Origin of the sequence: Pigmentiphaga daeguensis (genome assembly GCF_039523035.1) — a bacterium.
Lineage (GTDB): Bacteria > Pseudomonadota > Gammaproteobacteria > Burkholderiales > Burkholderiaceae_B > Pigmentiphaga > Pigmentiphaga daeguensis.
In genome coordinates, this window is sequence record NZ_BAAAEN010000011.1 from 131,851 (window position 1) to 144,743 (window position 12,893).

The 12,893-nt window shown below is 68.8% G+C and carries 13 protein-coding genes; 7 read left to right on the top strand and 6 right to left on the bottom strand.

Annotation, left to right across the window (positions count from 1 at the left end):
- Positions 1-176 precede the first annotated feature (176 nt).
- Positions 177-995: a copper resistance protein NlpE N-terminal domain-containing protein gene (locus ABD104_RS15550; protein ID WP_132979039.1), complete on the bottom strand. Its 819-nt coding sequence runs from the start codon at positions 993-995 to the stop codon at positions 177-179.
- Between the two features lie 192 nt (positions 996-1,187).
- Between ABD104_RS15550 and ABD104_RS15555 the strand changes: the two genes are divergently transcribed.
- Positions 1,188-2,042 carry a prepilin peptidase gene (locus ABD104_RS15555; protein ID WP_279818150.1) on the top strand — a complete coding sequence of 285 codons (855 nt, stop codon included), beginning with the start codon at positions 1,188-1,190 and terminating at the stop codon, positions 2,040-2,042.
- The gene (coaE, locus tag ABD104_RS15560; protein WP_087837615.1) at positions 2,036-2,677 is read left to right on the top strand and encodes a dephospho-CoA kinase; all 642 of its coding nucleotides are present in this window, start codon (positions 2,036-2,038) and stop codon (positions 2,675-2,677) included. Before ABD104_RS15555 ends, coaE begins: the two co-directional genes overlap by 7 nt.
- 15 nt (positions 2,678-2,692) lie before the next feature.
- On the opposite strand, the gene ABD104_RS15565 is transcribed toward coaE, so the two are convergent.
- Positions 2,693-3,649, bottom strand: a complete 957-nt coding sequence (locus tag ABD104_RS15565) for a Bug family tripartite tricarboxylate transporter substrate binding protein (protein ID WP_279818099.1) — start codon at positions 3,647-3,649, stop codon at positions 2,693-2,695.
- 126 nt (positions 3,650-3,775) lie between these two features.
- On the opposite strand from ABD104_RS15565, the gene ABD104_RS15570 reads away from it, so the two are divergent.
- From ABD104_RS15570 to ABD104_RS15580, 3 genes are all read left to right on the top strand, one after another.
- Positions 3,776-4,741: a LysR family transcriptional regulator gene (locus tag ABD104_RS15570; protein ID WP_343927785.1), complete on the top strand. Its 966-nt coding sequence runs from the start codon at positions 3,776-3,778 to the stop codon at positions 4,739-4,741.
- Between the two features lie 167 nt (positions 4,742-4,908).
- Entirely contained in the window at positions 4,909-5,664 is a 756-nt protein-coding gene (gene zapD / locus ABD104_RS15575; protein ID WP_087837618.1) for a cell division protein ZapD, read from the top strand.
- A 38-nt stretch (positions 5,665-5,702) separates the two neighbouring features.
- On the top strand, positions 5,703-5,918 hold the full coding sequence (locus tag ABD104_RS15580; RefSeq protein ID WP_087837619.1) for a DNA gyrase inhibitor YacG: 216 nt from the start codon (positions 5,703-5,705) through the stop codon (positions 5,916-5,918).
- A 7-nt stretch (positions 5,919-5,925) separates the two neighbouring features.
- On the opposite strand, the gene ABD104_RS15585 is transcribed toward ABD104_RS15580, so the two are convergent.
- Positions 5,926-6,834, bottom strand: coding sequence for a LysR substrate-binding domain-containing protein (locus ABD104_RS15585; protein WP_087837620.1), 909 nt, complete (start codon positions 6,832-6,834; stop codon positions 5,926-5,928).
- Positions 6,835-6,954: 120 nt separating this feature from the next.
- Between ABD104_RS15585 and ABD104_RS15590 the strand changes: the two genes are divergently transcribed.
- Both ABD104_RS15590 and ABD104_RS15595 read left to right on the top strand, forming a co-directional pair.
- Positions 6,955-8,103: an FAD-dependent monooxygenase gene (locus ABD104_RS15590; RefSeq protein WP_343927786.1), complete on the top strand. Its 1,149-nt coding sequence runs from the start codon at positions 6,955-6,957 to the stop codon at positions 8,101-8,103.
- Between the two features lie 61 nt (positions 8,104-8,164).
- Positions 8,165-9,127, top strand: a complete 963-nt coding sequence (locus ABD104_RS15595; RefSeq protein ID WP_343927787.1) for a Bug family tripartite tricarboxylate transporter substrate binding protein — start codon at positions 8,165-8,167, stop codon at positions 9,125-9,127.
- 46 nt (positions 9,128-9,173) lie between these two features.
- Here the strand turns inward: ABD104_RS15595 and ABD104_RS15600 are convergent, their stop codons facing one another.
- The 3 genes from ABD104_RS15600 to argJ form a co-directional block, all read right to left on the bottom strand.
- Complete coding sequence (locus tag ABD104_RS15600) at positions 9,174-10,283, bottom strand: thiamine phosphate synthase (RefSeq protein ID WP_343927788.1); 1,110 nt, start codon at positions 10,281-10,283, stop codon at positions 9,174-9,176.
- A gap of 145 nt (positions 10,284-10,428) precedes the next feature.
- Positions 10,429-11,295, bottom strand: a complete 867-nt coding sequence (locus ABD104_RS15605; protein ID WP_132979155.1) for an ATP-binding protein — start codon at positions 11,293-11,295, stop codon at positions 10,429-10,431.
- Positions 11,296-11,621: 326 nt separating this feature from the next.
- Positions 11,622-12,848, bottom strand: coding sequence for a bifunctional glutamate N-acetyltransferase/amino-acid acetyltransferase ArgJ (gene argJ, locus ABD104_RS15610; RefSeq protein ID WP_343927789.1), 1,227 nt, complete (start codon positions 12,846-12,848; stop codon positions 11,622-11,624).
- Positions 12,849-12,893: the final 45 nt, after the last annotated feature.

Consider the following 12,893-nt stretch of genomic DNA (forward strand, 5'->3'; position numbering starts at 1 on the left):
GTCTAGTACCCGTTTCTTGGTACGCCACACCGTTGCTACCGCTGGCTGCCAGCGAAGCACCGGCGCCACAACCCAAGATAAAGGAACTAGACCCAGGATGCGGTGGATCAGGCTTTGCCGGTCCACCCGCATCGCCCCCTTGAGGGGGCGCCCGAAGGGCGTAGGGGGAGGGCCTATCAGTCCTCGCAGGGGCTGTCCAAGGTGCCGCGGGCCAGCTTGTCTACGACCACCGACTCTACCGGGGGTTCGCCGCTGCGGGCGATGTGGCCGTCTATCCACATCAGGACCGGGGTGCCGGGGGCCACGCGCAGTTTGGCGTAGGCGTCGGCCAGGGCCTGCGCCTGGCCGGTGGGCGACACCGGATAGCGCTTGCCGGTGCTGCAGATGGCGAAGGTGGGCTGGCCGTCCTTGGCCACCACCTTGCCGCGCATGGTGAAGGTGTCGGTGATGAAGTCCACCTCGAACTGCTGGGTCAGGGCGTAGTTCAACGTGGACTGGATGGGTTCGCCGTTCTGGTCCAGCATGCGCAGCGTGCTGCCGGAGATGAACTCGTAGAGTCCGCCCTCGTTGCGGTCGCCGATCAGGCGGATCTGGTCGGGCGAGTCGAACAGGCGTTCCCAGCGGCCGGTGCTGATGAAGCTTTGTTCCTTGTTGTCGCGCGTGCCGAAATACACCCGGCGCATGCGCCAGGTCCAGTCGGGCAGCAGCGTGAGCGTGACGCGCTGGCCGGCGCAGTCGGCGCAGGGGATCACGCCGCGGAAGGTTTGCGGCTGGGCCAGGGGCACGCCCCTATCCTGTCCGCCTCGCTCGGCCTGTTCCCGCGTCACGGCGGGCGGCGGCGGGATCACCGCGTCGGCGGCGGCCAGGGTGCCGGAGCGCTCGCGGTCGGGCAGGGGGATGGAGCACGCGCCCAATCCGGCCGCCACGGCCAGGGCGGCGGCCAGGGTGGCAAGGCGGGAAGGGGCGGGGCGGGAGGAAAGGGGCGGGTTGGTCATGACGGCTCCGGCTCTTGAGATTTATCGCAAGTCTAACCTGTTGCGTCTGCCGGCATGCGACGGGAAGCGCGGCGGGCATCGACGGATGCCGTGCCGGGGGCAGGACATTTATTGCCGTGCCCGTCCCACGCGGGGCCCCGGGGGCGGTTAAGCTTGCGGGGGGCCGCCGTGGCGGCGTTTACATCCTTGTCTATGTCATTCGTGCAGATACTCGCGGCCACCCCGTGGCTGGCCTATGCGGCCGCCGCCGTGCTGGGGCTGGTGGTGGGCAGCTTCCTCAACGTCGTGATCGCGCGCCTGCCGCAGATGATGCAGCGCGCCTGGCAGGAGCAGTGCGCGGAGCTGCACGGCGCCGCGCAACCCGGGCAGGCCCGCTTCGACCTGGCCTATCCCCCCTCGCATTGTCCGGCCTGCCGGCATCCGATCGCCTGGCGCCACAACATCCCGGTGCTGGGCTGGCTGGCGCTGCGCGGCCGCTGCGCCCATTGCGCCGCGCCCATCTCCTGGCAATACCCGCTGGTGGAACTGGCGGCGGCGGCGTTGTTCGCGGCCTGCGTCGCGGTGTTCGGCGTGACCTGGACCAGCCTGGCCGCCATGGCATTCTGCGCGGCCTGCCTGGCGCTGGCCGTGATCGATCACCAGACCTCGCTGCTGCCGGACGACCTGACGCTTCCGCTGCTGTGGGCGGGCCTGTTCGTCAACCTGTGGGGCGGTTTCGCCTTCCTGCCCGACGCGGTCATCGGCGCGATGGCCGGCTACGGGGTGCTGTGGTCCGTGTACTGGCTGTTCCGCCTGCTGACGGGCAAGGAAGGCATGGGCTACGGCGATTTCAAGCTGCTGGCCGCCATCGGCGCCTGGCTCGGATGGCAGAGCCTGCCGCTGGTCATGGTGGCGGCCTCGCTGGCCGGTGTGGCGGTGGCCGGGGTGCTGATGATCGCCGGCCGCGTGCGGCGCGACCAGCCGCTGCCATTCGGGCCGTACCTGGCGGCGGCGGGCGTGGCCGCGATGTTCGCGGGCGACGCATGGATTAAGCTGCTGGCATGGTAGGCACACTTCCTTCTTTCCCCGCCCGTCCCTTGCGCGTGGGCCTGACCGGCGGCATCGGATCCGGCAAGACCGCCGTGGCCGATATCCTGGAGGCGCAGGGTGCGGCCGTCATCGATACCGATGCCATCGCGCATGCGCTGACCGCGCCGGGCGGACTCGCCATCGAGCCGCTGCGGCGCGAATTCGGTCCGGACATGATCGGTCCCGACGGCGCGATGGACCGTCCCCGCATGCGGGCCCTGGTGTTTTCCGACGCACAGGCCAAGACGCGGCTCGAGGCGCTGATCCACCCGCTCATCGGCCAGGAGGTCGAGCGCGAGGCCGCCCGGCGCCAGGGGCTCTATCAGGTCTTCGTGGTGCCGCTGCTGGTGGAGTCGGGTCGCTGGCGGGACCGGGTGGACCGGATCTGCGTGGTCGATTGCGACGAGGCCACCCAGGTCCGGCGCGTGCAGCGCCGCAGCGGCCTGGCTCCCGACATGGTCGCCCGCATCATGGCCGCCCAGGCGACGCGCGCCCAGCGGCTGGCCGTGGCCGACGACGTCATCCTCAACGATGGCCAGACCACGCCCGGCCAGTTGTCCGAGCGTACGCTGGCCCGGCATCGCGCGTGGCTCGACCTGCTGGCGCTGCCCTAGCAGGCTGCCCGGGCTTTACTGGATGTCCAGCTTGCGGATCAACGTGTCCCAACGCGCACGCGTGTCGCGCAACCACGCCGTGGTCTGCGCCGAGTCGGCCCAGAACGGCGTCACCGCCATCTGATCCAGTTGCCGGCGCACTTCCGCGCTTTCCAGGATGTCGTGCAGCAGGCCTTCCCACTTCGTCACCACGGCCGCCGGCGTGCCGGCGGGAAACAGGACCACCTGGCTGAATCGCACGTCGAAGTCGGGTACGCCCTGTTCCTGCGCCGTGGGGACTTGCGGCAACTGGGGATTGCGGATGGCGGCGGACGTGGCCAGCGCCTGCAGCGCGCCGGACCGGACATAGGGAAGGGTGTTGGACGAGGCCACGAAGGCCAGCGGCACGTGGCCGGCCACCACGTCCGACAGGGCGGGGGCGTTGCCCTTGTAGGGCACGTGCGTGCCGCGTATGCCGGTGCGGGCCTTCAGGAGTTCGAAGGTCAGGTGGCCGGGCGAGGCCAGGCCGGCCGAGGCGTAGGTCAGGTCCTCCTTCCTGGCCCGGTCCAGGAAGTCGCGGAAATCCTTCAGTCCCAGCCTGGGGTGGGCCACCAGCACCTGTGAGGTGGTGCCGAAGATGCCGGCCGGCACGAGATCGCGGTAGGGGTCCAGTCCCATGTTCCGGTAGACCGACGGATTGATCGTCAGCAGGTGGTCGACGCTGACCAGCGCCGTATAGCCGTCCTTGGGCGAACGCGCGACGTATTCGGCGCCGATGTTGCCGCCGGCACCCGCCCGGTTCTCGACGATGACGGGCTGTTTCAGGCGCGATGCCGCCTGTTCGGCGATCAAACGGGCGATCAGGTCCAGCGGCCCGCCGGCGGCGAAGTTGACGACCAGCTTGACCGGATGGTCGGGATAGTCGGCGGCCCGCACCGAGGGCGCGGCGGCAACGAGGGAAAGCACGAGGAAAAGGCGCGCAAGCGGTCGCATGGGGTGTCTCCGTGGAAGGGGGGCGGGCTGGCTGGAGCCAGTCTGGTCGGCGCCGTGCCGGCATTATGGGAACGGAGAGGTATTTGTTTTCAATGATAAAATGCCGCTCTGTCATACATAAAATTCATGGCAATGGACTGGACCCGGCGCCTGCGCATCCGGCAGCTCGAAGTGCTGAGCAGCCTGGCCGACACGTGCAATCTCAGCCACACCGCCGAACGTCTCTGCATGACGCAGCCGGCCCTGTCCAAGTGGCTGGCCGAGCTCGAGGCCGAACTGGGCGTGCCCCTGTTCGAGCGCCATTCGCGCGGCCTCGTGCCCACGCGTTTCGGCACCGCCATGGCCGAACATGCCCGCGTCATGCTGGCCGAGGTCGAGCGGGCCAGTCACGCCATGGCGCTGATGGCCGAAGGGGCGGACGGGCACCTGTCGATCGGGGTGACGGCCACGGTCTCGACCGGCCTGCTGCCGGACAGCGTGGCCTTGCTGCTGGCCCGGCGTCCCGAGACCCGGCTGTCGATCACCGAGTCGACGCTGGACCAGCTTCTGTCGCCCTTGCTCGAGCGCCGCCTGGATTTCGTGGTCACGCGCCTGGAGGGCGACGCCATCGACGATCGCCTGCGCTGCACGCCGGTCTATGGCGAAAGCATCGCGGTGGCCGCGCCTCCCTCGCACCCGCTGGCCGGCCGCCGCGGCCTGGCCTGGACGGATCTGGAAGGATGCGGCTGGGTGGTGCCGCCCCAGGGCAACCCGCTGCGCCGCGAGCTGGACGCCGAGTTCGCGCTGGCCGGCCTGCCCGCGCCGCGCTACCGGGTCGAGGCGGTCGGCATCCTGATGCTGGTGGCCATGATGCAGCGGGCCAACCTGCTGACCGCGCTGTCGCGCCGCGTGCTGGGCTACTTCCAGGCCGCCGGGCAGCTCGTGGCGCTGGACCTGCCCACGCGCCGGCAGGGCATGGTGGGCATCCTGCGCCATCGCGACGCGCCCGACACCGCCTTGCATCGCGACTTCCACGAGGCCTTGCTGGAAGCGGCCGGCGCGGCGGGCGTCACAACTCGAAACCGCATTGCCGAGCCGCCTGCTTCAAAGTAAGGGGTGATCGGGCCACGGTTGAGTGTTTTTCCGGTGGGCTCCGTACCTACAATGGAGGTGTTCCGAAGCGCCCGCGCAAGGGCCGTTCGGAAGCGGGCGCGGCAAGTGTCGCCGTGTCCATGCCGTACAGGTATATTTCTACGAAATTCCGATTCCGGACGGTCTACGTGGTTCTTTACGAATACCCATTCAACGAGCGCGTCCGTACGCTGCTGCGTCTGGAAAGCCTCTTCGACAATCTGTTCTTCTTCGTGCGGCAACCGGATGCCCGCGGGCATCACGTCGCATTGACCACGCTGTTCGAAATCCTGGATGTATCGGCGCGCGCCGATCTCAAGTCCGACCTGCTGCAGGACCTGGAGCGCTATCGCCAATCCCTGAGCTCGCTGCGCGAGCATCCCGGCGTCGATCGCCAGACCCTGGACGTCATGCTGTCCAGCATCGAGCAGGCCACGGGTTCGCTGGTGGCACAGGGCAAGACCGGCCAGCCGTTGCGGCAGAACGAATGGCTGACCAGCATACGCAGCCGCCTGGCGATCCCGGGCGGGGCGTGCGAGTTCGACGTTCCTTCCTTTCATGCCTGGAAGCACAAGCCTGTCGAGCATCGGGTCCAGGATCTCGCCCAGTGGGTCGAGCCCTTCCTGCCCATACGCGACGGCCTGGCCATCGTGCTGAAGATGCTGCGCGAATCGGGCCGCCAGGTCGCGGTGGTGGCCGAGGGCGGCGCCTTCCAGCAGATGCTGGGAGGCAAGGCCTATCAGTTGCTGCGCATCTACGTCGACGAGGCGCTGGGCGTGTTTCCCGAGGTCAGCGCCAACAAGTACATGGTGTCGGTGCGCTTCTCGTCGCAGGGGGGCGACCTCAAGCCCCAGCCGGTGGTGGCCGACGTGCCCTTCCAGCTGACGCTGTGCAACAGTTTCTAAGCGCGGCGGCCCCTTCGTCCGCTGGCTACAATGCTGCCATGGTCAAGAACGTCAAATGTCCCACTTGCGCCAAGCTGGCTCCGTGGAGCCCCGAGAACGCCTGGCGGCCCTTCTGTTCCGAGCGCTGCCGCCAGATCGACCTGGGGGCGTGGGCGGCCGAGAAATTCTCCATTCCCGGCGCGCCGCTGGAGACCGACGACCTGAGCGGCGACACCTCGGGGCGCCTGTTTCCTCCGCCGCAATCGGTGAACTGAACGGGCCCTAGGCGTTGGCCAGCAGTGCCCGGATGTCCAGCGACCGCAGCAACTGCATGGTTTCCCGCGTCAACCGGGTCAGCGGCTGCAGCCGTGCCGTGCACATGATCAGATTGTTGTGCATGGACGGCGTGTGTACGCGGGCCGTGGCCAGCGTGCCGGCGCGCCGCTGCGGCCCGATGGCGCTGGCCGACAGCAGCGCGTAGCCTTCGCCGCTTTCGGCCAGCGCCACCATGGTGTGGACCGCGTTGACCTCGGCGACGATGTTCAGGGCGATGCCGCGCCGGCGGCAGGCGGCGTCCACCACCGCGCGGATGGTGTTGGGCTCGCAGGGCAGGATCAGCGGATAGTCCGCCAGGGCATCGACCGGCAGCGATTCGGGCAGCCGCTCGCCCGGACCCGGCACGCATCCCACCAGCATCAGTTCCTCCTGGAATACCGGTTCGTAGTCCAGCGTCTCGCCGGGGGCGGGATCGTACAGCAGCGCGACGTCGACCCGGCCTTCGTGCAGCCATTCCCTCAGGCTCACGCTCAACCCCTCGGTCACGGTCAGCGCGGCGCCCGGCAGGCGTTCGCGAAAACCGCGCACCAGGCTGGGGGCCAGCAGGTGGGCGATGCGCGGCGGAAAGCCGACCACGATCTTGCCGCGGGGCACGGCCTTCAGTTCGTGGATTTCCTGGCGCGCGGTGGCCAGGCGGGCCAGGACGACCCGGGCGTGCTCCAGCAGGCACCTGCCCGCCTCGGTCGGCTCCACGCCGCGGCCGTTGCGGTACAGCAGGTGCTCGTGCAGCTCCACCTCCAGCAGGCGGATCTGCCGGCTCAGGGAAGGCTGGGTCATTTCGAGCACCATGGCGGCGCGCGTGAAGCTGCCGGCATCGACGACCTGGACGAAGTACTCGAGTTGCTTGATATCCATGCCTGTCTCGCGTTACATAGAGAAGTTCTATAGCTGCTAGAGCTGTTCTGCAATTTACTCGATATGTCCCGACTTCAATAATGGGCGCTTCCGCAAAGGCGGACCCATCGGAGGCGTTTCATGAAGAAGTCGGAGTTGCCGGTTGCGATCATCGGCGCGGGTATAGGCGGGCTGGCGGCGGCGACCGCGCTGCGCGCCCAGGGCGTGGAAGTGCAGGTCTACGAACAGGCGCGGCAGTTCGCGCGCATCGGCGCGGGCATCCAGATGACGCCCAATGCCATGCGGGTGCTCGATGGGCTGGGGCTGCGCCCGCAACTGGAATCGATCGCCTTCGCCCCCCGGTCGTCGTTGAACCGCGCGCACGACACCGGCGCCGTGACGAACGAGTTTCCGCTGGCCGGCGCGGTCCTGGAGCGCTATGGCATGCCCTTTCTGGCCATGCACCGGGGCGACCTGCACGCGGCGCTGGCGGCGCGGGTACCGGCGGCGCACATCGCGCTGGGCAAGAAGCTGGTGCACCTGGACCAGGGCGATGGCGAGATCGTACTGCGCTTCGAGGATGGCACCCAGGCCCGCGCCCGCGCGGTGATCGGCGCCGACGGCGTGCATTCGCTGGTGCGCGAACTGCTGCTGGGCGAAGAACAGCCCCGTTTCACCGGCCGCGTCGCCTACCGGACGACGTTCCCGGCCAGCCGGCTGGGCGCGCTCGACATCGGCCAGTCGCGCACGAAATGGTGGGGACCGGACCGCCACATCGTCATCTATTACGTCACCCGGAACCAGGACGAAATCTATTTCGTCACCAGCCAACCCGAGGACGCCGGCTGGCTGACCCCTGAATCATGGTCGGCCAAGGGCGACCTGGAGGTGCTGCGGGCGGCCTATGCCGATTTCCATCCCGACGTGCGCGCGGTGCTGGCGGCATGCCCGGACGTGCACAAATGGGCGATCTTCCAGCGCGATCCGCTGCCGAACTGGGGACGGGGCAACATCGTGCTGATGGGCGACGCCTGCCATCCGATGACGCCCTACATGGCCCAGGGCGCGGCCATGGCATTGGAGGACTCGGTCGTCCTGGCGCGCTGCGTGGCCGCCCACCGCACCGACCTCGACGCGGCGTTCCGCCTGTTCGAGCAGGTTCGCAAGCCCCGCACGTCGGCGGTGCAGGCCGGATCGAGCGCCAACAACTGGATGCGCGAGTCCACCAATCCCGATTGGGTCTACGGTTACGACGCCTGGAACGTGTCCCTGGACGCGGGCGCGCAATAAGCCTTCGCCGGACGGAGCCGGGAGGCCGGTGCCCGTCCGGCGCATCAAAATAGGAGACAGCATGAAGACACGCAGCAAGACTTTCGTCGCGGCCATGATGCTCGCGGCGGTCCCGGCCCTGGCGGCGCACGCCCAGTATCCGGACCGGCCCATCAAGCTGGTGGTGCCGCACGGGCCGGGGGGCGTCGCCGACACGGTGTCGCGCATCTTCGCCGATGCACTGGCGCGCGAGCTCAAGCAGCCGGTCATCGTCGAGAACAAGGCCGGTGCCAGCACCATGATAGGCGCCGAGTACGTCGCCAAGGCCGCCCCGGACGGATACACGCTGCTGATGGCCTCGGTGACCACCTTGTCGATCAATCCTTCGCTGTATCCCAACATCACCTACGATCCCAAGCGCGACTTCGCGCCGGTCTCCATGGTCGCGGCGCTGCCGTTCTACCTGATGGCCAGCCCCACGCTGGGCGTCAAGAACGTGAAGGAACTGGTCGCGCTGGCCAAGTCCAGGCCGGGGCAGCTCAACTATTCGTCGCCGGGGTCGGGCACGTCGCCGCACCTGGTGGGCGCGCTGTTCGCTTCCATGACCGGGGTCGACACCCTGCACGTGCCGTACAAGTCCACCGCCTCGGCCGAGGTCGATCTCAACGCCGGCCGCATCCATTTCGCCTTCACCGGTTCGGGCATGGCGCCGATCCGGTCAGGCCGGGTGGTCGGCCTGGGCGTGACCAGCGGCGAGCGCCTGGCGTCCATGCCCGAGCTGCCCACGCTGAAGGAACAGGGCCTGGACCTGGAGGCGACCGTCTGGAACGGCGTGGTCGCGCCCGCCGGCACCTCGCCGGAGATCGTCCGCAAGCTTGCCGACGCATTGGCCCGCATCGCGCGGTCGCCGGACATCAAGGAGAAAGTGCAGGCCCACGGCGGCATCGCGGTGGGCAATACGCCCGCCGAGTTCAAGCGCCTGATCGACACCGAGGCCGCGCGTTGGGAGAAAGTGATCAAGGAGGCCAGCATCACCGTGCAGTGACGCGGCCGGGAGGCCGGCGGAGGGGGCCGCCGGTCCGTCGCCCGGGTCAGCCGCCCCAGAAGCCGCTGATGCCCGCGATGCCATGCGCGCCGTGCGCCAGGGCCGTCGCGCGCGTGTCCGCCGACTGCCCGCCCAGCGCGAGCACCGGCAGGCCGGCGTGCAGCGCCAGCGTGCCGAAGGTCTCCCAGCCCAGGCCGGGCTGGCCGGGATGCGAGCGCGTGGGCAGCACCGGCGCCAGCACCGCGAAGTCGGCGTCCAGCTGGCGCGCGCGTTCCAGTTCCGCGGCATTGTGGGCCGATACGCCCAGCATCGCGCCGGGCGGCAGCTTGGGGCGCTGGGCCGGGACGTCGGCGGCGCGCAGGTGCACGCCGTCGGCATCGGCGATCCAGTCGCGCGGATGCGCGCTGTTGACCAGTACCCGCGCGCCGGCCGGCCGGGCGCGTGCCACCACCTGTTTCAGCACCTGGCGCAGCGCGTCGTCCGCCGCGCCGCCGGGCCAGTCCGGTTCACGGAACTGGACCAGCTTCAGGCCCGAGGCCAGCGCGGCATCCAGGCGCCGCAGGAAGGCATCGACGTTGCCGGGCGAGCCGATATGGGTGATGGCATAGGTATCGGGCACGTGCAGCCACCGCAGCGGCGGCAGCGTGGCCGGCAGCAGGGGGCCGATGCGCGGCTCCAGCGCCAGTCCCAGCGCGTCCTCCGGCGACTGCGCGCGCGCCTGGGCCGTTTCCAGGTCGGTCGGCTGCTCGCCCCGGGCGATGCGCGCTTCCAGCGCCTTCAGCCGTTCCCCGTGATCGCGCCGCGCCGCCTGCATCTCGGCCTCGCTCGCGTCCCGTATCCGCCCCCATTGCAAGGCCTGTGATTCCAGCCCCCGGGGCTCGCCTTCCCAGCGGGTGACCCGGCAGAAATACAGCCTGACGGTGGCGTGCGAGTAGGCGTGCACGTGCGTGACCCAGGTCGACGACTCCAGCACCGTCACCCCCAGTTCTTCCTTCAATTCCCGCGTCAGGGCCTGCAATATCGTCTCGCCCGGCTCCAGCTTGCCCCCGGGCAGCTCCCACCATCCCGCGTAAGGCTTGCCTTCGGGCCGCTGGCCCAGCAGCAGGCTGCCGTCCGGCCGGAGCATCACGCCCACCGCGACATCGACGACTTTCACCCCAGAACCCAGAGACCCCATAATCCTTCCTAAAATGCAATCCACACAAGAACAATACCCAGGGCACAGCGGATCCGGCTCCGCCGGTCCGCCAGTGCCGCCCCCTGGGGGGGCGCGCGCAAGCGCGTAGGGGGGAGCCCTCCTGTCAGCGCGAAGGGGGGGGGGCCTCCCTCCCGGCCCAATCCTTGGCGAACTGCCAGGCGACCCGGCCGGAACGCGAGCCGCGCTCGAGCGTCCATTGCAGCGCGGCCGTACGCGAGCGCGCGATGGATTCCTCGCTGCATCCCAGGTCGCGCAGCCAGTGCGCCACGATGTCCAGGTAGTCGTCCTGCTTGAATGGATAGAACGACAACCACAGTCCGAAGCGCTCGGACAGCGAGATCTTTTCCTCGACGGTCTCGCCGGGATGGATCTCGCCGTCGCTCTGGTGCTTGGCCTGCAGGTTCTCGTGCATGTACTCCGGCATCAGGTGGCGCCGGTTGGACGTGGCGTAGATCAGCACGTTCTGGGTGGATGCGGCGATCGAGCCGTCCAGCACCGACTTGAGCGCCTTGTAGCCGGCCTCGCCTTCCTCGAACGACAGGTCGTCGGCGAAGACCAGGAAGCGCTCGGGCCGCTCGGCCACGGTCTCCACGATCTCCTGCAGGTCGCCCAGGTCGCTCTTGTCGACTTCGATCAGGCGCAGTCCGCGATCGCCATACGTGGCCAGCATGGCCTTGACCAGGGAACTCTTGCCGGTGCCGCGGGCGCCGGTCATCAGCACGTTGTTGGCCGGTTTGCCTTCCAGGAACTGCACCGTATTCCGGTCGATCACTTCCTTCTGGCGATCGATGTGCTGCAGGTCGTCCAGGTCGATGCGCGCGATGTGCCGCACCGGCTCCAGCCAGCCTCGCGTTCCGCGCTTGCGCCAGCGGAAGGCGTGGGAATTCCAGTCCACGGGGGGCGGGGCGGGGGGGAGCCAGGCTTCGAGCTGGGCGAGGACGCCCTCGGCGCGTTTCAGGAAAGAGGCCAGATCGACAGGTGGGGAAGACTCGTTCGGCACAGCAGCGTTCCTATCTTCGGCCGGAGCCGCGCAGGCCCCGGATCGTGTTCTTGAACGACGGATTCCGGCCCGGGCAGGGGCGCCGTCCGATCGAAATCCGCCTACGGCATCGGGTATTGCACCATTTTTTTCAAGGGCGCGCCCGCAGGGCCGGATTGCCTGCCTGGCTACAGGCAAACGGCACCGCACCTGTTCTATGTCGAGAACGGGGACGCTGTCCTGGTGGACGATCAGGGTCATCACCAGGAGAGCAGATCATGCGTATGCACAACCCCGCGCCACCGGAGCGTGGAGGATCAAGATCTGTAGTCGGCGTTGATGCTCACGTACTCGTGCGAGAAATCGCAGGTGTACACCGTCTCGGTCACTTTCCCCCGGCCCAGCGAAATACGGACGGCGATCTCGGCCTGTTTCATCACGCGCTGGCCGTCTTCTTCCCGGTAGTCGGGATTGCGTCCTCCATTCTTCGCTACCCACACGTCGTCCAGCCACAGGTTGACCCGGCCCACGTCCAGGTCGTCGATGCCGGCGTAGCCGATGGCCGCCAGGATGCGTCCCAGGTTGGGGTCCGAGGCGTAGAAGGCGGTCTTGACCAGCGGCGAATGCGCCACCGAATACGCGACCTTGAGCGCCTCTTCCTGGCTGCCGGCGTCCTCGACCCGGATGGTCATGAACTTGGTCGCGCCTTCGGCGTCGCGCACGATCAGTTGGGCCAGCTCGGTCGCCGCGGCCTTCAGCGTGGCCAGCAGCTCGGGGTAGAGCGGATCCGACTCGGACTCGATGCGCAGGCCCGCGCGGCCGGTCGCGGCGATGATGAAGGAATCGTTGGTCGAGGTGTCGCCGTCCACCGTGATGCGGTTGAACGAGACGTTGGCGACCTGGCCCGCCATGCGTTTGAGCAGGGCGGGGGCGATGGCGGCGTCGGTGGCCAGGAAACCCAGCATGGTCGCCATGTTGGGCCGGATCATGCCGGCGCCCTTGCTGATGCCGGTCAGGGTGATCTGGTGGCCGCCGATGTTGGCCTTGCTGGACACGATCTTGGGCAGCGTGTCGGTGGTCATGATGCCGTGCGCGGCCTCGGTCCAGTTGCCCGGCGCCAGCGCCTTGACGGCGGCCGGCAGGCCGGCCTCGATGCGATCCACCGGCAGCGGCTCCAGGATCACGCCGGTCGAGAACGGCAGGACCTGGCGCGGGTCCAGGCCCAGCAGCTTCGCCAGCGCGTCGCAGGTGGCGCGGGCGGCGGCCAGGCCGGGCTCGCCCGTGCCCGCGTTGGCGTTGCCGGTGTTGATGACCATGGCCCGGATGGGCAGCGACTGCGCCAGGTGTTCCTCGCACACCTGGACCGGGGCGGCGCGGAAGCGGTTGCGCGTGAATACGCCGGCCACGCTGGTGCCTTCGGCCAGCCTGAACACGGTCAGGTCGCGGCGGCCGGCCTTGCGGATGCCGGCTTCGGTGACGCCGATTTCGACGCCGTCCACCGGAAAGACGAGTTCGGGAGCGGGAATGTGCAGATTGACGGCCATGGCTGTCCTCGCGGAGCGGAAGGGGCGGGGCGCGGCCTGCGCCCC

Bases quoted from the DNA above. Each gene is read 5' to 3' on its own strand.
- ABD104_RS15550 (WP_132979039.1), bottom strand. From the start codon at position 995: ATGACCAACCCGCCCCTTTCCTCCCGCCCCGCCCCTTCCCGCCTTGCC.
- ABD104_RS15555 (WP_279818150.1), top strand. From the start codon at position 1,188: ATGTCATTCGTGCAGATACTCGCGGCCACCCCGTGGCTGGCCTATGCG.
- coaE (WP_087837615.1), top strand. From the start codon at position 2,036: ATGGTAGGCACACTTCCTTCTTTCCCCGCCCGTCCCTTGCGCGTGGGC.
- ABD104_RS15565 (WP_279818099.1), bottom strand. From the start codon at position 3,649: ATGCGACCGCTTGCGCGCCTTTTCCTCGTGCTTTCCCTCGTTGCCGCC.
- ABD104_RS15570 (WP_343927785.1), top strand. From the start codon at position 3,776: ATGGCAATGGACTGGACCCGGCGCCTGCGCATCCGGCAGCTCGAAGTG.
- ABD104_RS15580 (WP_087837619.1), top strand. From the start codon at position 5,703: ATGGTCAAGAACGTCAAATGTCCCACTTGCGCCAAGCTGGCTCCGTGG.
- ABD104_RS15585 (WP_087837620.1), bottom strand. From the start codon at position 6,834: ATGGATATCAAGCAACTCGAGTACTTCGTCCAGGTCGTCGATGCCGGC.
- ABD104_RS15590 (WP_343927786.1), top strand. From the start codon at position 6,955: ATGAAGAAGTCGGAGTTGCCGGTTGCGATCATCGGCGCGGGTATAGGC.
- ABD104_RS15595 (WP_343927787.1), top strand. From the start codon at position 8,165: ATGAAGACACGCAGCAAGACTTTCGTCGCGGCCATGATGCTCGCGGCG.
- argJ (WP_343927789.1), bottom strand. From the start codon at position 12,848: ATGGCCGTCAATCTGCACATTCCCGCTCCCGAACTCGTCTTTCCGGTG.